Source organism: Selenomonas bovis DSM 23594, assembly GCF_000381005.1.
Lineage (GTDB): Bacteria > Bacillota > Negativicutes > Selenomonadales > Selenomonadaceae > Selenomonas_C > Selenomonas_C bovis.
This window is the reverse complement of record NZ_KB908381.1, coordinates 125,644-146,613: the sequence shown is the minus strand read 5'-3', so window position 1 is coordinate 146,613 and position 20,970 is coordinate 125,644. Positions and strand designations below refer to the sequence as shown.

Below are 20,970 nucleotides of genomic sequence, written 5' to 3'. Positions count from 1 at the left end.
GGATGCTGGATTGGCGGCGATGGAATAAGGCAGATCGGACGCTTTGCTGTGCTTTTTTCATCTTTTTGCTGGCGCTTGCCTGGCATCTACAGGCGCGGGGAAATCCGTGGGCGAACGGTTTCCTTTTCTGTGCGGAATCTGCGCTCGTGGGCGGCATCGCAGATTGGTTCGCTGTGACAGCGCTATTTCGCAAGCCGCTTGGCTTTCCGTACCATACGGCACTCTTGCCGCGCCGCAGGGATGCCTTTGTCAAGGCATCTGTGACGATGGTGCAGAAGGAGTTCTTTTCCAGGAGCAAGATTTTTCACCATATTGAGCGCCTGCATCTATTGCCTATGCTGCTGTCATATCTAGCTCAGCAGCAGACGAAGGAACAGGCGCTGCACCGAGCCGACCACTATCTGCGTGCCGCCTTGCTGCGGCAGGACAGCGCGCGTCAGGCATCTGTGCTGGCACAGGGGATGCGCGCCTCGCTTGGCGGCATCGCACCGGAGCAAGTGCTTTGCGCCTGCAGCTCCTGGTTGCGGGAGAGCGGGCGCGACCGAGAAGGACTTTCCTGCCTCTCACGCATTTTGCGCAAGCGTGCTGCCGCGCCAGAAACACGCGAGGCCATCGAGAAACAGCTCGAGGAATACGAGCGGGAAAAGACGCAGGAGACAGCATTCGGCAGCTTGTTTTCCAGTCTTGCCAAGGCAGTCGGTCTCGTGGATCTTGAGGAAGCGGCCGCTCTCATGCAGAAACGGCTCATCACTCTGGCGGAAGAGCTCGGCATGCAGGATTCTCCGTTGCAGGAACAGGTGTTGGGGCTCTTTTATGAGCAGGTGGAGATACTCAGGAAGGAACAGGCGTTTCAGAACTTTCTATGCGATTTGAAGGGAACACTGCTTGACGGCCTGCCGCTCGAGGCAATCATCGAGCAGCTCCTGCAAAATATGCGCACGCAGTTTGCCTCACCGGGGGAGGTGGGGAGCCCGGCCTGCCTCCCTGCGCTGAGACCGCGTCTGCAGGAACTTCTGTCGCAGGAGTATGACCGGTTGCTCGCACTCATGGAGACGAATGGGAATCTGCATCACACGGTGGAACACTTCCTCTACGATATGCTTGCGCGGTCGGCGCTGCATGCGCAGACACTGGTCGGCATCATTGTGCAGGATGTGCTCTCCCGTCTGACGGACGAACAGCTCAATCGCCTTGTCTACGACAAGGTGGAGCCAGATTTGCTCTGGATTCGCATGAATGGCTCTATTGTCGGTGCAGGCATCGGCCTCTTGCTGTACTTGCTCCTCCTGCTTGTGCAGAGAAGCTGATTCAGTAGAAATGGTAGGTCTTCCAGGGAATCTGTTCGATGCGGATGGTTTTGAGGAAGTCGACGATATCCTTGCGGCCGTAGTAATGGGGCGTACCATCGGCTGACTGGCTCATGAGGATGATGGGCATGCTGGGGAAAAAGGGTGCGAGCTCCTGCCGTACGGCTGTGAGGCGCACCGTATAGCGCGTGACTTCTGGTTTGACGGCGACAATGGCGAATGTGACGCCCTGCTCGATGATGACGGCTCCGTGGATGGTCATGGAATCTACTCCTTTCGTTGCGTAGGTTTCGCTGTGGCGGAGGAGATTTCCTGCACGGTTGAAAATATTTGTCATTTGCTCTTGACAGCAGGGAAGGATGTCCCTATAATGAGCATTGTTTACAGGCGATCAGTTGTGATGAAGACACGACGGCAGATAGGGTGCTCTCCAGAGAGGAGTCGTTGCTGGGATGATTCCGGGCGCTTCCTGCCGTTACCCCTTCGGAACTGCTGTGGCGAATGGTTAGTAGCTGCAGCCGGAGGAAACTCCGTTATCAATCTGAGTGGCTTCTGTTTCTGCAGGAGCAATCAGGGTGGAACCACGAGTATCAGCCTCGTCCCTTTGCGGGACGGGGCTTTTTCTATTGAAGGAGGAACTATCATGCTGAAAATTACCTTGAAGGATGGCGCTGTGCGCGAGGTCGCAGAAGGGACGACCATCGCGGAATTCGTCAAGAACGTGAGCAATAGTCTCGCAAAGAAGGTTCTGGCCGCGAAACTCGACGGCAAGACGGTGGATCTCATGACGCCGCTCACGCAGGATGCATCCATTGCGTTTTTGACGTTCGAGGACGAGGACGGTCGCTGGGCACTCCGCCATACGGCATCGCACATTCTCGCGCAGGCACTCAAGCGCCTTTATAAGGATGAGAATGTCAAGCTGGCCATCGGTCCGGCCATCGACAATGGCTTCTATTATGACATCGATATGGATCGTCAGCTCGGCGAAGGTGACCTCGCCGATATTGAAAAGGAAATGAAGAAGATCGTCAAGGAGAATCTCAAGCTGGAGCGTAAGGAAGTCAGCCGCCAAGACGCGTTGGATTTCTTCGAGAAGGCGGGCGAGACGTATAAGGTCGAGCTCATCAACGACCTGCCGGAGGGCGAGGACATCACGCTCTATACGCAGGGGGAGTTTACGGATCTCTGCGCCGGGCCGCACGTCGTCTCCACAGGCAAGGTCAAGGCGCTGAAGCTCATGAGCGTTGCAGGCGCTTACTGGCGCGGCGATGAGCATAACAAGATGCTCCAGCGCATTTACGGCACGGCGTTCGAGAAGCAGGCGGATCTCGATGCCTACCTGCACATGCTCGAGGAAGCGAAGAAGCGCGACCACCGCAAGCTCGGCAAGCAGCTCGATCTCTTCAGCCTGCATGAGGAGGGGCCGGGCTTCCCGTTCTTCCATCCGAACGGCATGGTCATTCGCAACGAGCTTATCAATTATTGGCGTGAGGTACATCGCCGTTACGGCTACCAGGAGATCAAGACGCCGATCATCCTGAACCGCCAGCTCTGGGAGACCTCCGGTCACTGGGATCACTACAAAGAGAATATGTACTTCACGAAGATCGATGATGAAGACTATGCCATCAAGCCGATGAACTGCCCGGGCGGCATGCTCGTCTACAATTCCAAGCAGCACAGCTACCGCGACCTGCCGCTGCGCCTCGGCGAGCTTGGCCTCGTCCATCGTCATGAGAAGTCCGGTGAACTCCACGGGCTGTTCCGCGTGCGCAACTTTACGCAGGATGATGCACATCTCTTCGTGACGCCGGATCAGGTAGAAGAGGAAATCCAGCACACGATCAACCTCTTCGACGAAGTTTACAGCACGTTCGGTCTGACGTATGTGGCAGAACTTTCGACGCGTCCGGACGATTCCATGGGGTCGGATGAGGACTGGGAGCTCGCGACGAACGGTCTCCGCAAGGCCCTCGAGCACCGCGGTCTCGACTATATCGTCAACGAGGGCGATGGTGCGTTCTACGGTCCGAAAATCGACTTCCACCTCAAGGACTCGATCGGCCGTACGTGGCAGTGCGGTACGATTCAGTACGATATGCAGATGCCGGAGAAGTTCAACCTGACGTACGTCGGCGAGGATGGCGAGAAACATCGCCCGGTCATGCTGCACCGCGTCGTCTACGGCTCCATCGAGCGCTTTATCGGCATCCTCATCGAGAATTACGCCGGCGCATTCCCTGTCTGGCTCGCACCGGTGCAGGTACGGATTCTGCCCATCACGGACAAGCATGCCGACTATGCTCATGCACTCAAGAAACGGATGTTCGACCTTGGCCTGCGCGTTGAGGTGGATGATCGCAGCGAGAAGGTCGGCTACAAAATCCGCGAGAGTCAGGTCATGAAGACGCCGTACACGCTGGTGGTAGGTGACCAGGAGGTCGCGGATCAGTCAGCAGCCGTGCGCAAATATGGTGAGAAGACAAGTGAGACGATGTCTGTCGATGCGTTCATTGCCTACATTCAGAAAAAGATTGCCAGCCGTGAACAGAACTATTGACATCAGAAATCACCTATGATATACTTCATGGAGTGTTCAGGAAGAAGAAGCCACCGCTTCTCACCTGCTGGTCAGGCCAGACGGGTTCATAGCATGTGATTTTTCAGGGTGGCAGTGTGCCGCCCCTTTTTTATTGGAATGAGTTTTCAGGAGGTGTTTTTACCATTAGCAGGGATTCACTTAGAATTAATGAAGAGATTCGCATCCGTGAGGTTCGCGTGACGAGCGCGAGCGGCGAACAGCTCGGCATCATGCCGACGCGCGAGGCTATGCGCCTCGCCGAGGAGCAGCATCTCGATCTCGTCGAGGTCGCGCCGAAGGCAAAGCCGCCGGTCTGCCGCATCATGGATTTCGGTAAATACCGCTATGAGCAGCAGAAGCGGGAGAAAGAAGCGAAGAAGAAACAGAAGGTTATCACCATTAAAGAGGTGAAGCTTCGCCCGCACATTGAACAACACGATTTTGACGTCAAGTTGAAGAATGCCGTCCGCTTCTTGGAGGAGGGGAACAAGGTCAAGGTAACGATTATGTTCCGTGGCCGCGAGCTCTCTCATCCGGAGCTCGGCAAGGAGGTTCTCGGCCGTGTGGCAGAGGTCCTGGGGGACAGCGTCTCCATCGAGCGCGGTGCCAAACTTGAGGGAAAAAATATGACGATGATTGTCGCGCCAAAGACGCAGAAAGCATCGAAGAAAGAGAAAAAGCAACCTAAGGGAGGAAACACTCATGCCGAAGATTAAGACTCGTAGAGCTGCAGCAAAACGCTTTACTGTTACGGGAAGCGGTGAATTCAAACGCAACAAGGCTTACAAGAGCCACATCCTGGAGAAGAAGTCTCCGAAGCGTAAGCGCAACCTGCGCAAGGCAGCGATTGCTTCGCACGCTGATTTCGGTCGCGTGAAGAAAATGCTTCCGTACGCATAAGTCACTAGGATTAGGAGGAACGAAACATGCCAAGAGTTAAAGTCGGTGTGACTGCACATAGACGCCATAAGAAGATTCTGAAGCTCGCCAAGGGCTACAAGGGTTCCAAGAGCAAACAGTTCAAGAAAGCAAATGAGACTGTCATGAAGGCTCTCTACTACGCGCGCCGCGATCGTCGCGCGAAGAAGGGCAACTTCCGCCGTCTCTGGATTGCTCGCATCAATGCAGCTGCTCGCACGAACGGCATTTCCTACAGCCGTCTCGTCTGCGGCCTCACGAAGGCCGGCGTCGAAGTCAATCGCAAGATGCTTGCGGATCTCGCGATTTCCGATGCACAGGCATTCGCGAAGATTGTCGCTGTTGCAAAAGAGAATCTCTAAGGAATAGCCGATGAACGTTTTCGTTTTCTGCAACGCTATGCTCCTCTTTGCAAATCATGAGTTGCGTGGCGGTGGGATGCGGTTCATCGAAAGCTTCTAAGGAATATGAAAGCAGGCTGTTGCATAGCAGATGGTTATGCAGCAGCCTGCTTTACTGTGTAAATCCCCAAGAAAACAAGCCGTAGGCGCAACGCAATTGGCAGGATTTACTGTAAGGGCGATGCACAATGTTTGCAAAGTGGCTGTTTGTGCATGTAATTTGCTATTAAGACAGATGCATGATATCCATGCAGTGCATATTTGTGCGTGCAGCCGTATGAAATTATGATTGGTGAATTGGGAGGAGTACGATGCAGGAGACATGGGAGCGCATCACGAGTGAAGCCAATGCAAAAATCAAGTTGGCGGCGCGTCTGCAGCAGAGAAAGCAGAGAGCGAAGATGGGCCTCTTTGTGGCAGAAGGTGTACGGCTGGCTGAAATGGCGGCTGCGTCAAATTGGCAGATTTCCTTTGCGCTTGTCTCGGAGCATGCGGTGCAGCAGCCGCGCGTGCGGAAGATTCTCGCACAATTGAAGGAAAAGCTGGTTCCCGTAGGCTGTGTGAGTGAGGCTCTGTACGCAAAGGCGAGTGGCACGGAGCATCCACAGGGACTGCTGCTCGTCCTTGTGCGCAAGACGCTGACGCTGGATGCACTCGGGAGAGAGGCGGGCGCACGTCCGTGCTACGTCGTCCTCGACGGCGTACAGGATCCTGGCAATCTCGGCACGATCCTGCGCACTGCGGATGCTGCCGGCATGTCAGGAGTAATCCTACTCAAAGGCTGCACCGACGCTTTCAGTCCCAAGGTGGTGCGCGCGGCGATGGGGTCGCTCTTTTATCTGCCGCTTGCTGTGGAGGTGTCGCGAGAGGACTTCTTTCGGTTTGCTGGCGCCGAGCGGCTGCGCCTTTATGCAACGGCGCTCGACGCGGCGGCTGAACCTCATTTTGCGGCAGATTATACAGGCGCCACAGGCATCATATTCGGCAATGAGGGGAATGGCGTCTCCAGAGAACTGCTTGATGAGAGCAAGAAAATCTATATTCCCATGTTCGGACGCGCGGAATCGCTCAACGTTGCGGTGTCATCTGCTGTTGTGCTTTACGAGGTGGTTCGTCAGCGTCACATGCGCTGAGTGAACGGCAAGATGAGCAGAGATCTCCGTGTTCTCTACTTGGGCAATGCAGAGTATCGCTTGCTGACTCGAAGACGAGGTGGACACCGAGTATCCCCTGGCGGATATGAACGTCGATGGTGTTCGCGTCAGCCGCGAGCACATTGCTCACGGCATACGGCTTGGCCTGTATGAGTGATGCGTCCACGAGTGGCCAATGCGTGCCAGTGAGCGTGACGCCCTGCACGCGTTCCGTGAGCGGCAGCAAGGAAATGGCAGCCGGTGCCTGCAGGCAGTGGATGCTGATCTGCTCGCCGCCACGGACGAACAGCAGGATCTCCCGGTCGTCGGCGAGCAGGCATGTGCCAGGCTGCTGTGCAGCGGAAAAGACTGTGCTGAATGCGTGGTCAAAACGTCCGCCGAAAGCGCCCGTGAGCAGCAAGACGGCAGGCGCTTGCTCGGCAGCGCGCGCGAGGGCGAGCTGCGTATCGGTGAGATCTTTTTCTGGAGGGTGGCGTTCCGTGACAGCGGCGTGGGCTGCGCCCCAGGACCAGTTTTCCGGTGCCGCGCTGTCGGCATCGCCGAGGAGGACATCCGGCAGGGCAGATGCGCTGCGGCAGGCATCAACGCCGTGATCGATGGCCCAGAGCTTCGGTGCAGGAGACTGTTCCAGAAGTGTCTGCAACCAATTCGTGGCGGGTGTTCTGCCGCCGAGCACGAGCAGACGGCAGGCTTCTGGCAGTGGGCGGTGGAAATTCACTTGCACTTGCGGCAGATTGAGTTCTTCTTTCGTCATGGGACACGCTCCTTCCTTGGGTTCCTTGGTTCGTCATGCAGATGTTTTTCTGCGTGACGTTCTATGCTATAATTATTGTAACACTGGTGAGGGCACACGTAAATTCGTAGGGCGCCTAAGGAACCCCTGATTCATTCGGTGCTTCGTCTTCACGCGTCTGCACTGTCCTCTCGTCGCCCTGACATCCTCAGCGTAGCTTTGGCTACGCCTGCGGTTTGTCTCCGAAGAGTACAGCGCATCCACGTAAATCCGGAGCACCTCATTTAATCAGCGGTTCCCTAAGGAAATTGCACTGCACATATGGAGGGGAGATACTATGGTAACGTTCACGTATTACGGTCATTCCTGTTTCCTGCTCGATGATGGGAAATACAAGCTGCTGACGGATCCGTTCCTCACGGGGAATCCTGCGGCCACCATCAAGGCAGATGAGGTGGAGGCAGATTTCATCCTTGTCTCACATGCGCATGGAGACCACATCGGCGATGCGGGTGCGATTGCCGCGCGCACGGGCGCAGAGGTTGTGGGGACACCGGAGGTGCTGGCTCTGCTCGGCCAGCAGGTCGATGCGATGAAATTGCATGGCATGAATCTCGGCGGTTCGACCACGCTGCCGTTCGGCAAGGTACGGCTGACGCTTGCCCAGCACAGCGCAGGCGTTGCCGGCGGCATTGCCTGTGGCTTCGTCGTCTACTTTGGCGGGAGTGTCATCTACTTCGCGGGGGATACGGCGCTCTTCAGCGATATGCAGCTGATCGGCCGCAAGGATGCCATTGACTATGCGCTGCTGCCGATTGGCGATTATTATACGATGGGGCTCGAGGACGCGGCACTCGCGGCGCAGTGGCTCGGCGCGCGCCACGTCATCCCGATGCACTATGACACATGGCCTGTCATCGCGCAGGATGTGAAAAAATACAAGGAGGTCACGGAGGCGATGTCCAAGGCGGAGGTTCACATCGTAGCCCCGGGGCAGTCGCTCTCGCTGGCATGAAGAAGACACGACAGGGAAAAGATCGTCTCATTGTCCTGCTCGGTCCGACGGCTGTCGGCAAGACAGCGCTTTCCATCGGATTGGCGCAAGCGCTCCGGGCAGAGATTATATCTGGAGATTCCATGCTCGTCTATCGAGGTTTCGATGTGGGGACGGCCAAACCTACATGGGAAGAGCGCGGCGGCATCGTGCATCATCTCATCGATATCCGGGCGCCGGAGGAGCGTTACAGTGTGCAGGAATTCCAGCAGGAGGCAGGGCGGCTGATCCACTCGCTCAACGAGAAGGGGCGTCTGCCGTTGCTCGTCGGTGGTACCGGCCTCTATGTGCAGTCGCTCCTCGAGGGCTATGCGTTTAATGCTGCGGGGGGCGATGCAGCCTTTCGCGCGAGAATGCAGGCGGTTGCTGACGAGCGCGGCGGCGACTATATCTATGCGCTTCTGCGGGAAAAGGACCCCGTAGCGGCCAGCACCATTCATCCGCACAATGTACGTCGCGTCATCCGGGCGCTTGAGGTCGCATCGACTGGCGGAGAGTCGATCTCTCGTCGCAAGCGCGGCAACCTTGCTTATGATGTCTATGTCATCGGCCTCGCACGTTCGCGCGCGGAGCTTTATGCGCGCATCGACGCGCGCGTGAGAGCGATGGCAGCGCAGGGACTCGCGGCTGAAGTGCGCGGCTTGCTCGCAGTTGGTGTGACGCCCGATATGCAACCAATGCAAGGCATCGGCTACAAGGAAATGGCGGCATATCTCGCTGATCACGGCACGTGGGAGGAAGCGCTCGCCGCCATCGCGCGTGCGACGCGACATTTTGCGAAGCGCCAGCTCACGTGGTTTCGCCGGATGGGGTATATTCATTGGTTTGATGTATCAGGCAAGTCTGAGGAAAAGATTCTTAACGAGATTCTTTGGAATATAAGAGGATTTTTCCGTTAAGAGTCGAAATAAGACCATAGCGGCAAGTGCAGGGCGCGGAAAGGCGGATACATTCGTCACTCCTCAAGCGCAGTATGTCGGCAAGAATTTTAGTTGAGGTGATTTCAGTGGTAACGAAAACCATCAATCTTCAGGATAGTTTCCTGAATCAGGTGCGTAAGGAGAATGTCGCCGTGACGGTTCATCTCGTCAATGGCTTCCAGATCAAGGGAAATGTACGCGGCTTTGATAACTTCACGGTTATCATCGACTCCATGGGCAAACAGCAGATGATCTACAAGCATGCCATTTCCACGGTGACGCCGGCGCGTCCCATCAATACGAATTTCACGAGTGAGAAAGCGGAAAAAAAGGAAGAGGCATGACATCTTCCTGACCGATACTGCCGTTCCTGCACGGAAGGGCAGTATTTTTCGTTGGAGGGAAAAGGAATGAAGCAACGAGGGTTCGAGGTAGTGACGGCGTATGCAGGGCAGGGCATCGCGCTGCCGCAGCGCAAGACGGCGGCGAGCGCGGGCTATGATCTCGCGGCGGCGGCGGATACCGTCCTGTCGCCCGGTCGCGTGACGCTGGTGCCGACAGGGCTCAAGGCGTATATGCAGCCGGGGGAGGTGCTCTGCATCTCCATCCGCTCGAGTATGGCACTGCGCCATTCGCTGCTGCTTGCCAACGGCATCGGCGTCATCGACGCTGATTATTATGGAAACGAGCAGAATGAAGGACACATACAGGTCGCTGTGCTTAATCTTGGCACTTCGCCGCTCACTGTGCACAAGGGGGAGCGACTGGCCCAAGGGATTTTTTCGCACTATCTTATGGCGGACGACGATGCGGCAGGCGGCATACGCAAGGGCGGTTTCGGCTCTACGGGACGCGGCTGAGGAGGCAGAACGCACATGGAGGATATGGATTTGTTTTCCGCGGCAGAGGAAGCATCGTCAGGCGGCGCAGCGCGATTTGTGCCGCTTGCGCAGCGGATGCGGCCGCGTACATTCGAGGAGTTTGTCGGGCAGCAGGAAGCCGTCGGTGCCGGACGTTTCCTGCGCCGCATGATGGAGGCGGACCAGGTGCCGTCCATGATCCTCTTCGGGCCGCCGGGCACGGGCAAGACGACGCTTGCCCAGATGATTGCCGCGCACACGCATAGCGTGTTCGAGAAACTCAATGCGGTGGCCTCGGGCATCGCGGATCTGCGTGCCATCGTCAAAGAGGCGGAGGAGCAGCGGAAGTTCTATGCGCGTCGCACTATCGTGTTCATCGATGAGATCCACAGGTTCAACAAGAGCCAGCAGGATGTGCTGCTCCCCTACGTCGAGGATGGACGTCTCATCTTGATTGGCGCGACGACGGAGAATCCCTTTTTCGAGGTGAATCACGCTTTGCTCTCTCGTGTGCGCGTCGTGCGGCTGCAGAAGCTCACCGACGCACAGGTTGCAAGCATTTGTGAGCGGGCGCTCACGGACAGCGACAGGGGACTGGGCGGTCGTTCCATCAAAGCGGCGGACGGTATCCTCGCCGCGATTGCGCAGTTCGCGGGCGGAGATGCCCGCATGGCACTCAATCTGCTCGAGGAGATGGCCGCGATGCTGCCACCGACCGGCGGCACATTGACGCAGGAGCTTCTTGAGAGCATCCTCGGAGAGCGTGTCCAGTCGTATGATAAGAAAGGCGATAATCATTACGATACAGCGTCTGCTTTCATCAAGAGCATGCGCGGCAGCGATCCGGATGCAGCCTTGCATTACCTCGCACGCATGCTCGCGGGCGGCGAGGATGTCAATTTCATCGCGCGCCGCATCGTTATCTGTGCCTCGGAAGACGTAGGGAATGCCGATCCGATGGCACTCGTCGTCGCGATGGCAGCAGCGCAGGCTGTGCAGTTCATCGGACTGCCGGAGGCGCGTATCACGCTTGGGCAGGCGGTGACGTATGTCGCGTCAGCGCCGAAGAGCAACGCGGCCTATCGCGGTATCGAGACGGCGCTCAAGGACGTGCGCAGCAAGAATTGCGGCGGGGTGCCTCTGCATTTGCGAGACGCGCATTACAAGGGGGCGGCAGCACTCGGTCATGGCACGACGTATGTTTATCCGCACGACTATGCGGGGCACTTCACGCCGCAGCAGTATCTGCCGGATAAGCTGAAGCAGGCGCGCTACTATCGGCCGACGGAGAACGGCGCAGAGGCGCGACTCGGCGCGTACCTGCATGATTGCTGGCCGCAGCGGTATTGACGAATCACTGATTATGAAGCCTGGCATCTGTCGGCCGCTTTGACAAGTGGCCGGCGGTTTGCTATCATAGGAATAAAGAAATCTGACAGAATCACTCGGGATTCGAGGTGCTGATATGAAATTATCGACAAAGGGGCGTTACAGTGTCACGGCGCTTTATGAACTTGCCCAGCACTATGGCAAGGGTATCGTGCCGCTCAAGACCATTGCCCTGAGCCAGGGCCTTTCTGAGAATTATCTCGAGCAGCTCATGGGCACATTGCGCAAGGCAGGCCTTGTGACGAGCACCCGCGGCGCACAGGGCGGGTATGAGCTTGCGCGCGCGCCGGAGCAGATTACGATCTGCGATATCATCACAGCGGCGGAAGGGCCCATTGCGCTCGTTGACTGCCTGCTCGCGGATGAGAAATCGCAGCATCCCTGCGCACGGGCAGGCGAGTGTGTGACGCGAGGCATCTGGGAAAAGGTCTGCGACAGCATCAATGAGGTGCTCGGGAGCATCACGCTGGCGGACCTATGCAGGGACGGGCGCCACGGCAATGTGGGGTGCGGCAGATGAAGTCTGTGTATCTTGACTACGCGGCGACGACGCCGCCGGATCCGCGCGTCACGTCATGCGTAGCGGAGGCGCTCGCTGGCCTATATGGCAATCCGTCGAGCCAGTATTCCTTCGGGCGCGACGCGCGGGCGGCTGTGGAAAAAGCGCGACGACAGACAGCTTCTCTCCTTGGGGCATCTCCTGAGGAGATTTTCTTTACGAGCGGCGGCAGCGAGAGCGATAATTGGGCGCTCAAGGGCATGGCGTTTTCCCTGCGCGCCGCGGGGCGTCCCTGCGGCATCGTCACGACAGCCGTCGAGCATCACGCCGTACTCCGCACCTGCGAATGGCTGGCTCGTCAGGGATTTTCCGTGCGGTATCTTCCTGTTGACAGGGAGGGAAAAGTGTCCTTTTCGGTACTTGCGCAGACAGTCGATGAGACGACTGGTATCGTGAGCGTGATGCTTGCGAACAATGAGGTCGGCACCATCGAGCCGATTGCTGAGATCGGAGCGTTTTGCCGCGCGCGCGGAATATTCTTCCACACGGATGGCGTGCAGGCAGTGGGCCATCTGCCGGTAGACGTCCAGGCGCTCAGCGTGGATGCGCTCTCGCTCTCCGGCCATAAGCTTTATGCGCCCAAGGGTGTCGGCGCACTCTATCTGCGGCGCGGCGTCGTGCCGGACGCTTTCGTGCACGGCGGGGCGCAGGAACGCGGCTTGCGCGCAGGTACGGAGAACGTACCCGCCATCGTAGGCCTCGGGTGCGCCGCTGCGCTTGCGGAGGAGGCACTCAGGGATGAGGCACAGCGGCTGCGCTCCCTGCGGGAAAGCCTGGCAGCAGGGGTGCGGGAGATTCGCGGCAGCTGGCGCAATGGGCCTCTCGACGCGGCATCTTGCCTGCCGGGGCATCTGAGCTTTGGTATCGCTGGCATAAGGCAGGACACGCTGCTCATTCGTCTCGATATGGCAGGCTTTGCCATTTCCGCCGGCAGCGCCTGCAGCGCGGGTTCCCTTGAGCCGTCGCATGTTCTGCGCGCCATGGGGCAGGATGCAGAGCACGCGCAGTCAGCACTGCGCGTGACGATCGGCCGCTTTACGACTGAAGCGGAAGTGGCGTCCTTTCTTGCTGCTCTGCAGGAAATCGTCGCGGATATCCGTCGCCAGTGAGCAGGAAGCGATGGTGTCCTTCCTTTGAAATTTTTATTGCTGGACAGGTTCAGAAATGATATAGTAATCTGTGTGTATGTGATAAAAATGGGGAGGACTCGAGAATTAATGTTCAATTTCAAGAAGAAGGACACAGAGTTCTATGATTTATTCATCATGAGCGCCCAGTATTTTTACAAAGGCGCGCTTATGATGGATGAAGTCATGCTTGATTACAGCAAGGCATCCGACAAGGTGAAGGAAATCAATGACATCGAGCATGAGGCTGACGCTGTCAATGACAAGATCATCGACAAGCTCAATATGACGTTCATCACGCCAATCGACCGCGAGGATATCTATGCTTTGGCCAATTCGCTGGACGACGGCGTGGATCTCCTGCAGGGAACGCTGCAGCGCATGGTCATGTATCGTACAGGAGAGGCGATGCCAGGCGCGATTTCCCTGACGAAGCTACTCATCGAATGTACGGAGGAGATCATCAAGGCATTTTCCCTCCTGAAGAACATCAAGAAGAACCAGGCACAGATTCTCGACTCCGCTCATAAGATTGCGCGCCTTGAGAGCGAGGGCGACCGTGTGTATCGCCACGAGATGGCGTATCTCTTTGATAAGTGCAAGGATCCGATTGAGCTTATCAAATGGAAGGACATCCTCGAAAACTTGGAAGAGACGCTCGATCATTGCGAGAAGCTCTCCGACATGATTCGCGGCGTGGTAATGAAATATGCCTGAGCTGCAGGTCATGATTTTCACTGTCATAGGGCTCGCGCTGCTCTTTGACTTCATCAACGGGTTTCATGATACAGCCAATGCCATCGCGACATCTGTCTCTACGCGGGCACTTCATCCGAGCCACGCGATCATCATGGCGGCTGTGCTCAATTTCGCGGGAGCGATGTACAGCACGGGCGTCGCGAAAACCATCGGCGCCGACATCGTCAAGAGTGCGCAACATGTCGATGAACACATCATCATCGCCGCGCTCATCGGCGCGGTGCTATGGAATATCCTCACCTGGTGGCTCGCGCTGCCTTCGAGTTCCTCCCATGCGCTGGTCGGCGGCATCATCGGCGCCGTGTTGATTTCCGTCGGCCCTGATGGGCTCAATTTCTACGGCATCGGCAAAATCGTGCTTTCGCTGATCCTCTCGCCGCTCATCGCGATCATCACGGGTTGTCTCGTCATGACGCTGCTGTTCTGCGTATTTGGTCGGTTCAGTCCGTCGGCAGTCAATGGCAAGTTCAAGAAGATGCAGATTCTCTCCGCGGCAATGATGGCGTTTTCACATGGTTCGAATGACGCGCAGAAGTCGATGGGCATCATTACGCTGGCGTTGCTTGCGGGTGGCTACATCGAGGTATTCGAGGTGCCGACGTTTGTTAAGCTTCTTGCGGCGACAGCGATGGCATGCGGTACAGCTGTCGGCGGTTGGCGGATCATCAAGACGATTGGCGGCAAGATTTTCAAGCTGGAGCCGATATCCGGCTTTGCAGCTGACCTCAATTCTTCCATCGTTATCTTCTCGGCAACATTGCTCCACTTGCCTGTTTCCACGACGCATGTCGTATCCGGCTCCATCATGGGTGTCGGCACGGCGAAGCGCTTGAGCGCAGTGCGTTGGGGCGTTGCGCAGCAGATGGTAGCGGCTTGGGTCATGACGATTCCGTCGACAGCTGTGATCGGAGCACTGGCGTATAAGGTGATACTTATGTTTTTATGAGAATGATTCGGCGATTGTTATGTCTTCTTGGGGAGGAACCATGCTGCGGTGAAGTGTGGTTCCTTCTTCGTATAGAGGGGAGAGAGCATCATGTTATGGAATGGCAAGAAAATCCCGACGCCTGCGCCAGGAACGACAGCAGGCAGCTTGCTCATGGAGTATGATTCTGCGCATGCGGCGGATTTTGCTGCGGCGAATCTCGATGGTGAGATACATGATCTGCAGAATCCTGTGGATGGGTGCCAGGTCATCACATACTTTCCGCTCGCGAGCAAAGAAGGATGGGATGTCTATCGGCGCAGTGTCGTCTTTCTGCTCATCACGGCAGTTCACGAGCTCGATGCAACGGCTGAAGTCAAAGTGGATTTTTCCGCTAACAAAGGATTGTTCATCGAAGTTTGCCTTGGGAAGAGGAGACTGACGCAGGAAGATGTCACTCGCATCGAAGAGCGCATGCGGGTCATCGTGCGGGAGGATCGTCCCATCGTGAAATCTTTCCTGCCGCGGGATGAGGCGGCGGAGCGTTTCCGGCGCGTCAATTCTCTGGAAAAAGCAAATCTCATCGCCGCGATGCAGCGGGACATCGTGAGTATTTACCGGTGCGGAGATTACGAGGATTATCTTTATGGTGCGATGCTCGGGCGCACGGGCATGCTTGGAAAATTCGCGCTTGATTTTTACGCACCGGGGCTTTTGCTGCGGACACCGTCGCTCACATCCAGTGGTGAAGTGCCCGCGGCTGTGCCGCAGCCGAAGCTCAGCCATGTGCTCCTCGAAGCAAAACGGTGGGCAGATATATTGCACTGCGACTATGTGTCGGATCTCAATCGGTTGAACCGCACTGGCAAGATCGGTGATGTTATCCGCATCTCGGAGGCGCTCCAGGAGAAAAAGCTCGCTGAGATTGCCGACCACATCGCAAAGCGGAGCGACGAGCTGCGCCTCGTACTCATTGCCGGGCCGTCTTCCTCAGGGAAGACTTCGTTCGCACAGCGCCTCCGCATCCAGCTGCGCGTGAATGGTCTTGAGCCGGTGTCCATCTCCTTGGACGATTACTTTCGCAATCGGGCGGATACGCCGCGCACGCCGGAAGGGGCCTATGATTTCGAGGCGCTTGAAGCGCTCGATGTCCCTCTGTTCAACCAGCAGATGGTCGCCCTGCTCAAGGGGGAGGAGGTCAAGCTGCCGTATTATAATTTCCTCACTGGTGAACGGGAGTGGGGACATTACGAACCGCTCGCTATCACGCCCAAGCAGCCCATCATCATCGAGGGCATTCACGGGCTTAACGAATCGCTTTCCGCCGCAGTACCGCGCCGTAATAAATACAAGATCTACGTGAGTGCGCTCACACAGCTCAATATCGATGCGCATAACCGCATTCCCACGACAGGCGCACGCCTCATGCGACGCCTCGTGCGGGATTATCAGTTCCGCGGCGCGATAGCGCTCAAGACTCTGCGCCAGTGGCCGGATGTCCGGCGCGGAGAGGAGCGCAACATCTTTCCGTTCCAGGAGGAAGCCGATGTCATGTTCAATTCCGCGCTCATCTACGAGCTCGGCATATTGAAAAAATACGCGAAGCCATTGCTCGAGGTGGTGCCGGTGGAAGCGCCGGAGCATGTGCTCGCGCAGCAGTTGCTCGATTTCTGTCAGTATTTTGATGACATCGAGGCAGAGGACGAAGTTCCGAATAATTCCCTGCTCAGGGAATTCATCGGGAAATCCGTCTTTTTCAAGTGACAGAGTAAGGTTGCGCTGAAGGAATCAGTATTTTCCAAGGATATTTCAGGAAAGACAGGCGAAGCAATGGAAAAAAAACGTGTCGTCGTTGGTATGAGCGGCGGTGTAGACAGTTCCTTGACGGCGGCGCTGCTCAAGGAGCAGGGATATGATGTCATCGGCATTACGATGCGCCTTGCCGATGAGAGCCGCGACTTCGAGGAAAACGATAGGGGTTGCTGCTCGCTAAGCGCCGTGGCTGATGCGCGCCGTGTCTGTGAAATCATCGGTATTCCCCATTATGTGATGGACTTCAAGGAACTCTTCCGCGAGAAGGTCATCGATGATTTTCTCGCGAACTATGCGAAAGGTTGGACGCCGAATCCATGCATTGCGTGCAACCGTTATGTGAAGTTCGAGGGCCTGCTCACGCGGGCAATGGAACTCGGTGCGTCGTATGTAGCGACGGGTCACTATGCGCGCATCGAGCAGGATGCGGCAGGGCGCTGGCTCCTGAAAAAGGGATTGGACGAGAAGAAAGATCAGGCGTATGCCCTGTATCACCTGAATCAGCATAGCCTCGCCCATTTCCTCATGCCGCTCGGCGTGTATACGAAGGTGGAGACGCGCGCGATGGCAGAGCGGCTCGGCCTGCCGGTGGCCAGGAAGCCGGACAGTCAGGAGATCTGCTTTGTGCCGCGGGATGATTACAAGGCGTATCTCAAGGAGAAGAATCCCGCCTGCCTGCAGCCGGGTGACATTGTCGATCTCTCCGGGCATGTGCTCGGCCACCATGCGGGCGTGCCGCTCTATACGATCGGCCAACGCAAGGGGCTGGGCATTGCAGCGGCGCATCCGCTATATGTTGTGCGACTCGATACAGCGCATCGCCAGGTGGTTGTTGGCAGCGCAGGCGATGTCTTCGCCAGTGGACTCATTGCAGGCGATATGAATTGGATTGCCATTGACAATCTGCAGGAACCACTGCATGTCATGGCGAAAATACGCTATGGGAAGAAAGAAGGGGCGGCGTGCATTTCGCCACTGGCAGAAGGACGCGTCCGTGTCGATTTTGTGGAGCCTCAGCGGGCAGTGACGCCCGGACAATCGGTGGTATTCTACGATGGTGATACCGTTGTCGGTGGCGGTATCATTGAACAGCCGCTTCACTGAGCGGTGAAAGGGGAGGGCTTTTCTATGCGCTGGAAGAAACGTTTGGCGGCTTTGGCCGGCGTGCTGATTGTCTTCTTATGTTTATTGGGTGCTTGGTATTTCGGCCATTATACGCGTACGCCGGACTATGCACTGCAGCAGGTTGAAAAATCGCTGACAAAGCAGGATGTTGCCATGTTTTCCGAATACGTGGATATCGACGGGCTGCTCAATGCTTCGTATGATGATTTTATGAGCGGTATCCTTGAGACAGGACAGCCGATGAATGACGAGGCGCAAGCGGCCGTCGAGAGCTTCGCACAGATGGTGCGTGCGCCACTTGTCAAGAGCTTTCATCAGGCCATCGTGGACTATGTAGCGACGGGCGCATGGCCCGATGACAGTGAGAATGGCGATGCCTCCGGGCTGTTCGATGCGGAAAGCGCACTCGAGAAAGCTGGTCTCAAGGGAACGAGCCTGCGTGGCATCGACAGAGTGGAGAAGAGCAGCCAGGAGGAGACAGCAGCGGCGTTTGTGCGCGTCTACTCAGAGGAGGCTGGGGAGGAGTTTGTGCTGCGCGTGCGTCTCGCTCCTGGAGAAAATGGGCGCTATCGCATTGTTGCCATCGAGAATCTCCGCGATTTCCTCGTCATGATTGGCAAGGCACGTCGCGCGCAGCTGACGGAGTATCTCGACCGCACCGCGGCCATCATCGCTGCACATGAATCAGCCATGCGCGAGGCAGAGGGGCAGCGGGCGGATATCCTCGCAGCCGGGACCCTCGGTTCAGCCGATACACGAGCGAAGCTCAAGCAGCTCATGGAGGAGACGGTCATTCCTGACTGGGAGGCGCGTGGAGAGGAACTCCGCGCCGTAGATGTCGCGCCAGCGGCCGCTACCCTGCAAAAGATTCGTTTGAAGATCTGCGATTGCTATATCGCCTATGCCAAGGGCTATGCGCAATGGATGGATGACAAGCAGGCGGCGACGATTCGCGAGGCCGAGAACCAGCTGCGGCAGGCGAAAGCGCTCGAGCAGGAGGAAAAATTTCTTGCGCGGCGTGTGACGCAGGATCCCTGAGGAGGTATAATGATGCGGATGTTTCGCTGGGTATGCAGAGGCGTGTTGCTGCTTTGCCTGTTGCTGGCACCTAGGGCGGCGATCGCTGCCGGCGTCCAGCCGGATGATTTCACGATGCGCGGCATTGCTGTCGGTGCGACGGAAAAGGAGATGCTTGCCGCATTCGGGACGCCTGATTTTGATAGGGAGTACACGCGCTGGGGCGTGCCGCTCAAGACGTATACTTTCCCTGGCGGCTTCGAGGCCACTCTGGACTGCCGTACGCTGAGCGTTGTGGAGATGAAGACGACGAACCATGACTATACGGCGCGTTTGGGAATACGCTATGGCGCTACAAGCTATTACATACAGAAAATCTACGGTCAGGCGAAGCGTCAGAGAATCGACGGGCTGGCCTATTATGTCTATGAAAATCCTGCGGCCTCGCATACGCGCCTGCTGCTCGAAGCTGATTTCGACGACGGCAGCTTGCGCTCCTTCTGCATCACCTCTCTGCCGCTCACTGCGGAGGAAGCGGATGCATGGCAGACAGCGACTGGCGAGGAGGACGCAACGGATGGGGAGAGTCTTCAGAACGTGTTGGCGGGGCAGGCGGAGATCGATACAAGTGCACTGCCTGCTCCTCCTGAGGTAAAATTGGGAGGTCTGGAACCTTGACGACAACAGCGATGCTGCATCATCCTTATTGGCGCTACGTCGGCATAACGATTGGTTGTCTGATCGCCAGCTGCTCCATCAATCTCTTTCTTGTTCCTTCTCATCTGCTGACGGGTGGCGCGACGGGCATTGCCATTATTTTTTACTATCTTTGTGGCTGGCCCATCGGCCTGCAGACCTTCCTCTACAATATCCCTCTGCTACTCGCTTCGTGGCGTCTCATGGGACATCGCTATACCGTCGATATTGTCATCGGTACAGGGATTTTTTCCGCTTGCTTGGATGCGACACGCTTTCTCAATGCGTATGCACCTGTCAATGACTATATGCTCGCAGCGATCTTCGGCGGCGTATTCAACGGTATCGGTTATGGCCTCGTCTTTCGCATGAATGGCAGTACAGGAGGCTTCGATATCCTCGGCGCCATCATGAAGAAGTATTATTCTCTGGGCATGGGCGGTGTGATTTTCGCGTTCAACTGTGTGCTCATGTGCATCTCGGCGTTCTTGTTCGGCGTGGCACCTGCGATGTTCACGCTCATCTGCATGTATATGAACGGTTCTGTTACTGACAAAGTCGTTGCGGGCTTCCAACGGCGCAAGGCGGTCCTCATCGTATCCAACCGTGCGCAGCAGATCGCAGAAGCCATATTGACGGAAGTCGGCCGCGGCGTGACGTTCCTGCACGGGCAGGGCGCGTTTACGCGCACGGAAAAGAACATCGTGCTCGCAGTCGTGAATCTCACGCAGATTGCGAAAATCAAGCTCATCACGCATGTCATCGATCCGGGCGCATTCATGATCATCATCTCGGCCAATGAGGTCATGGGGCCGGGGTTCACGCTTCCCGGTGTCCGCGTACGGCATGTGTATGAAGAGAAAAAGAAACAGCGTCAGGAGGGTTCATCGTGAAGATCACGTATTTGTTCAACAGTGGTTTTGCCGTAGAGTTCGGGCAGGTGCTGCTTGTCTTTGATGATTATAAGGATCCCGCGCATGCTGTGGCGCGATGTCTGCGTGCGCGTGGACAGAAGTCGGTCTTTTTCTTCGCCTCGCATGGTCATTTCGACCACTTCAACGGGGAGGAACTGGCGCGGTTTGCGCCACAGGTGACGCGTTTTTTCCTATCGAGCGATATCAAGGGCTCCAGGGGAGCGTCTCTGCTGCCAGCTGAGCGTGTGACATGGCTCGCGCCGTATGAGGATTGGTCGGATGAGACCATCGCTGTCACATCGTATAGTTCGACGGATCTTGGCACTTCCTTCCGTGTGGCAACGCAGGAGGGGACGGTCTTTCATGCGGGAGATTTCAACTGGTGGGACTGGCTGGGAGATACGCATGAGAACCGCCAGCTGGCCGCGAATGGTTTCCATAAGCAGCTGCGGCGGCTGGAGGACATGGAGGCAGATGTGGCGTTCTTTCCTGTGGATGGCCGACTCGGTGCGTCCAAGGCGAAGGGTGCGAAGGAATTTTGCGCGGCAACGCGGGTGCGTGCGCTCGTAACCATGCACAATGTCGGCTATCCACAGTTCGAGGTACCGGCGGATTTCTTTGCCCCCGGACGAACGATTCCTGTTTGGTCGCCCGCATCGCCGGGAGAGACGAGAGAATTGGTCTTTCTGGACAAGAAAGGAGAATTTCGTTAAAAT

The 20,970-nt window shown here is 56.8% G+C and carries 23 protein-coding genes and 1 other annotated feature; of the genes, 21 read left to right on the top strand and 2 right to left on the bottom strand.

Features of this window, described 5'->3' with window-relative positions; genetic code table 11:
* Positions 1–2 precede the first annotated feature (2 nt).
* On the top strand, positions 3–1,307 hold the full coding sequence (locus tag F599_RS0103285) for a DUF445 family protein (protein WP_019542108.1): 1,305 nt from the start codon (positions 3–5) through the stop codon (positions 1,305–1,307).
* A 1-nt stretch (position 1,308) separates the two neighbouring features.
* Here the strand turns inward: F599_RS0103285 and F599_RS0103280 are convergent, their stop codons facing one another.
* Positions 1,309–1,569 carry a hypothetical protein gene (locus tag F599_RS0103280; protein WP_019542107.1) on the bottom strand — a complete coding sequence of 87 codons (261 nt, stop codon included), beginning with the start codon at positions 1,567–1,569 and terminating at the stop codon, positions 1,309–1,311.
* A 126-nt stretch (positions 1,570–1,695) separates the two neighbouring features.
* Positions 1,696–1,914 (top strand) — a binding site (T-box leader).
* A gap of 36 nt (positions 1,915–1,950) precedes the next feature.
* Between F599_RS0103280 and thrS the strand changes: the two genes are divergently transcribed.
* The 5 genes from thrS to F599_RS0103250 all read left to right on the top strand — a co-directional run bounded on the left by thrS (position 1,951) and on the right by F599_RS0103250 (position 6,343).
* Positions 1,951–3,870: a threonine--tRNA ligase gene (gene thrS, locus F599_RS0103275; RefSeq protein ID WP_019542106.1), complete on the top strand. Its 1,920-nt coding sequence runs from the start codon at positions 1,951–1,953 to the stop codon at positions 3,868–3,870.
* Between the two features lie 164 nt (positions 3,871–4,034).
* Complete coding sequence (gene infC, locus F599_RS0103270; protein ID WP_033369020.1) at positions 4,035–4,607, top strand: translation initiation factor IF-3; 573 nt, start codon at positions 4,035–4,037, stop codon at positions 4,605–4,607.
* The gene (rpmI, locus tag F599_RS0103265; protein ID WP_019542104.1) at positions 4,594–4,791 is read left to right on the top strand and encodes a 50S ribosomal protein L35; all 198 of its coding nucleotides are present in this window, start codon (positions 4,594–4,596) and stop codon (positions 4,789–4,791) included. Before infC ends, rpmI begins: the two co-directional genes overlap by 14 nt.
* A gap of 26 nt (positions 4,792–4,817) precedes the next feature.
* Positions 4,818–5,171, top strand: coding sequence for a 50S ribosomal protein L20 (gene rplT, locus F599_RS0103260; protein WP_026327776.1), 354 nt, complete (start codon positions 4,818–4,820; stop codon positions 5,169–5,171).
* A gap of 350 nt (positions 5,172–5,521) precedes the next feature.
* The gene (locus tag F599_RS0103250; RefSeq protein WP_019542101.1) at positions 5,522–6,343 is read left to right on the top strand and encodes a TrmH family RNA methyltransferase; all 822 of its coding nucleotides are present in this window, start codon (positions 5,522–5,524) and stop codon (positions 6,341–6,343) included.
* On the opposite strand, the gene F599_RS15060 is transcribed toward F599_RS0103250, so the two are convergent.
* On the bottom strand, positions 6,279–7,118 hold the full coding sequence (locus tag F599_RS15060; protein WP_026327775.1) for a thiamine diphosphokinase: 840 nt from the start codon (positions 7,116–7,118) through the stop codon (positions 6,279–6,281). The genes F599_RS0103250 and F599_RS15060 overlap by 65 nt on opposite strands.
* A gap of 316 nt (positions 7,119–7,434) precedes the next feature.
* Between F599_RS15060 and F599_RS0103240 the strand changes: the two genes are divergently transcribed.
* The 15 genes from F599_RS0103240 (at position 7,435) to F599_RS0103170 (ending at position 20,967) form a co-directional block, all read left to right on the top strand.
* Positions 7,435–8,112: a metal-dependent hydrolase gene (locus tag F599_RS0103240; RefSeq protein WP_019542099.1), complete on the top strand. Its 678-nt coding sequence runs from the start codon at positions 7,435–7,437 to the stop codon at positions 8,110–8,112.
* On the top strand, positions 8,109–9,050 hold the full coding sequence (gene miaA, locus F599_RS0103235) for a tRNA (adenosine(37)-N6)-dimethylallyltransferase MiaA (protein WP_019542098.1): 942 nt from the start codon (positions 8,109–8,111) through the stop codon (positions 9,048–9,050). Before F599_RS0103240 ends, miaA begins: the two co-directional genes overlap by 4 nt.
* Positions 9,051–9,157: 107 nt before the next feature.
* Entirely contained in the window at positions 9,158–9,415 is a 258-nt protein-coding gene (gene hfq, locus F599_RS0103230; protein ID WP_019542097.1) for an RNA chaperone Hfq, read from the top strand.
* 66 nt (positions 9,416–9,481) lie between these two features.
* Positions 9,482–9,931 (top strand): dUTP diphosphatase, encoded by a 450-nt coding sequence (dut, locus tag F599_RS0103225; protein ID WP_019542096.1) that lies wholly within the window; start codon positions 9,482–9,484, stop codon positions 9,929–9,931.
* A gap of 24 nt (positions 9,932–9,955) precedes the next feature.
* Positions 9,956–11,281, top strand: coding sequence for a replication-associated recombination protein A (locus tag F599_RS0103220; RefSeq protein WP_033369018.1), 1,326 nt, complete (start codon positions 9,956–9,958; stop codon positions 11,279–11,281).
* A gap of 115 nt (positions 11,282–11,396) precedes the next feature.
* The gene (locus tag F599_RS0103215) at positions 11,397–11,840 is read left to right on the top strand and encodes an RrF2 family transcriptional regulator (RefSeq protein WP_019542094.1); all 444 of its coding nucleotides are present in this window, start codon (positions 11,397–11,399) and stop codon (positions 11,838–11,840) included.
* Positions 11,837–12,988, top strand: a complete 1,152-nt coding sequence (locus tag F599_RS0103210) for a cysteine desulfurase family protein (RefSeq protein WP_019542093.1) — start codon at positions 11,837–11,839, stop codon at positions 12,986–12,988. The genes F599_RS0103215 and F599_RS0103210 overlap by 4 nt, the downstream gene beginning before the upstream one ends.
* A 108-nt stretch (positions 12,989–13,096) precedes the next feature.
* Positions 13,097–13,723, top strand: a complete 627-nt coding sequence (locus F599_RS0103205) for a DUF47 domain-containing protein (RefSeq protein WP_019542092.1) — start codon at positions 13,097–13,099, stop codon at positions 13,721–13,723.
* Entirely contained in the window at positions 13,716–14,711 is a 996-nt protein-coding gene (locus F599_RS0103200; protein ID WP_019542091.1) for an inorganic phosphate transporter, read from the top strand. The genes F599_RS0103205 and F599_RS0103200 overlap by 8 nt, the downstream gene beginning before the upstream one ends.
* Before the next feature lie 90 nt (positions 14,712–14,801).
* On the top strand, positions 14,802–16,454 hold the full coding sequence (locus F599_RS0103195; protein WP_019542090.1) for a nucleoside kinase: 1,653 nt from the start codon (positions 14,802–14,804) through the stop codon (positions 16,452–16,454).
* A 66-nt stretch (positions 16,455–16,520) separates the two neighbouring features.
* Positions 16,521–17,606 carry a tRNA 2-thiouridine(34) synthase MnmA gene (gene mnmA / locus F599_RS0103190; RefSeq protein WP_019542089.1) on the top strand — a complete coding sequence of 362 codons (1,086 nt, stop codon included), beginning with the start codon at positions 16,521–16,523 and terminating at the stop codon, positions 17,604–17,606.
* A 24-nt stretch (positions 17,607–17,630) separates the two neighbouring features.
* Positions 17,631–18,665 carry a hypothetical protein gene (locus F599_RS0103185; protein ID WP_019542088.1) on the top strand — a complete coding sequence of 345 codons (1,035 nt, stop codon included), beginning with the start codon at positions 17,631–17,633 and terminating at the stop codon, positions 18,663–18,665.
* 18 nt (positions 18,666–18,683) lie between these two features.
* On the top strand, positions 18,684–19,322 hold the full coding sequence (locus F599_RS14695; protein ID WP_156021919.1) for a hypothetical protein: 639 nt from the start codon (positions 18,684–18,686) through the stop codon (positions 19,320–19,322).
* A gap of 11 nt (positions 19,323–19,333) precedes the next feature.
* Positions 19,334–20,233, top strand: coding sequence for a YitT family protein (locus F599_RS0103175; RefSeq protein ID WP_026327771.1), 900 nt, complete (start codon positions 19,334–19,336; stop codon positions 20,231–20,233).
* Complete coding sequence (locus F599_RS0103170) at positions 20,230–20,967, top strand: MBL fold metallo-hydrolase (RefSeq protein ID WP_019542085.1); 738 nt, start codon at positions 20,230–20,232, stop codon at positions 20,965–20,967. Before F599_RS0103175 ends, F599_RS0103170 begins: the two co-directional genes overlap by 4 nt.
* Positions 20,968–20,970 lie beyond the last annotated feature (3 nt).

Bases quoted from the DNA above. Each gene is read 5' to 3' on its own strand.
- F599_RS15060 (WP_026327775.1), bottom strand. From the start codon at position 7,118: ATGACGAAAGAAGAACTCAATCTGCCGCAAGTGCAAGTGAATTTCCAC.
- F599_RS0103250 (WP_019542101.1), top strand. From the start codon at position 5,522: ATGCAGGAGACATGGGAGCGCATCACGAGTGAAGCCAATGCAAAAATC.
- F599_RS0103220 (WP_033369018.1), top strand. From the start codon at position 9,956: ATGGATTTGTTTTCCGCGGCAGAGGAAGCATCGTCAGGCGGCGCAGCG.
- F599_RS0103210 (WP_019542093.1), top strand. From the start codon at position 11,837: ATGAAGTCTGTGTATCTTGACTACGCGGCGACGACGCCGCCGGATCCG.
- dut (WP_019542096.1), top strand. From the start codon at position 9,482: ATGAAGCAACGAGGGTTCGAGGTAGTGACGGCGTATGCAGGGCAGGGC.
- F599_RS0103280 (WP_019542107.1), bottom strand. From the start codon at position 1,569: ATGACCATCCACGGAGCCGTCATCATCGAGCAGGGCGTCACATTCGCC.
- F599_RS0103240 (WP_019542099.1), top strand. From the start codon at position 7,435: ATGGTAACGTTCACGTATTACGGTCATTCCTGTTTCCTGCTCGATGAT.
- miaA (WP_019542098.1), top strand. From the start codon at position 8,109: ATGAAGAAGACACGACAGGGAAAAGATCGTCTCATTGTCCTGCTCGGT.
- F599_RS0103185 (WP_019542088.1), top strand. From the start codon at position 17,631: ATGCGCTGGAAGAAACGTTTGGCGGCTTTGGCCGGCGTGCTGATTGTC.
- F599_RS0103175 (WP_026327771.1), top strand. From the start codon at position 19,334: ATGCTGCATCATCCTTATTGGCGCTACGTCGGCATAACGATTGGTTGT.
- rplT (WP_026327776.1), top strand. From the start codon at position 4,818: ATGCCAAGAGTTAAAGTCGGTGTGACTGCACATAGACGCCATAAGAAG.
- F599_RS0103195 (WP_019542090.1), top strand. From the start codon at position 14,802: ATGTTATGGAATGGCAAGAAAATCCCGACGCCTGCGCCAGGAACGACA.
- rpmI (WP_019542104.1), top strand. From the start codon at position 4,594: ATGCCGAAGATTAAGACTCGTAGAGCTGCAGCAAAACGCTTTACTGTT.
- F599_RS0103200 (WP_019542091.1), top strand. From the start codon at position 13,716: ATGCCTGAGCTGCAGGTCATGATTTTCACTGTCATAGGGCTCGCGCTG.
- mnmA (WP_019542089.1), top strand. From the start codon at position 16,521: ATGGAAAAAAAACGTGTCGTCGTTGGTATGAGCGGCGGTGTAGACAGT.
- F599_RS14695 (WP_156021919.1), top strand. From the start codon at position 18,684: ATGTTTCGCTGGGTATGCAGAGGCGTGTTGCTGCTTTGCCTGTTGCTG.
- F599_RS0103215 (WP_019542094.1), top strand. From the start codon at position 11,397: ATGAAATTATCGACAAAGGGGCGTTACAGTGTCACGGCGCTTTATGAA.
- thrS (WP_019542106.1), top strand. From the start codon at position 1,951: ATGCTGAAAATTACCTTGAAGGATGGCGCTGTGCGCGAGGTCGCAGAA.
- F599_RS0103285 (WP_019542108.1), top strand. From the start codon at position 3: ATGCTGGATTGGCGGCGATGGAATAAGGCAGATCGGACGCTTTGCTGT.
- F599_RS0103205 (WP_019542092.1), top strand. From the start codon at position 13,097: ATGTTCAATTTCAAGAAGAAGGACACAGAGTTCTATGATTTATTCATC.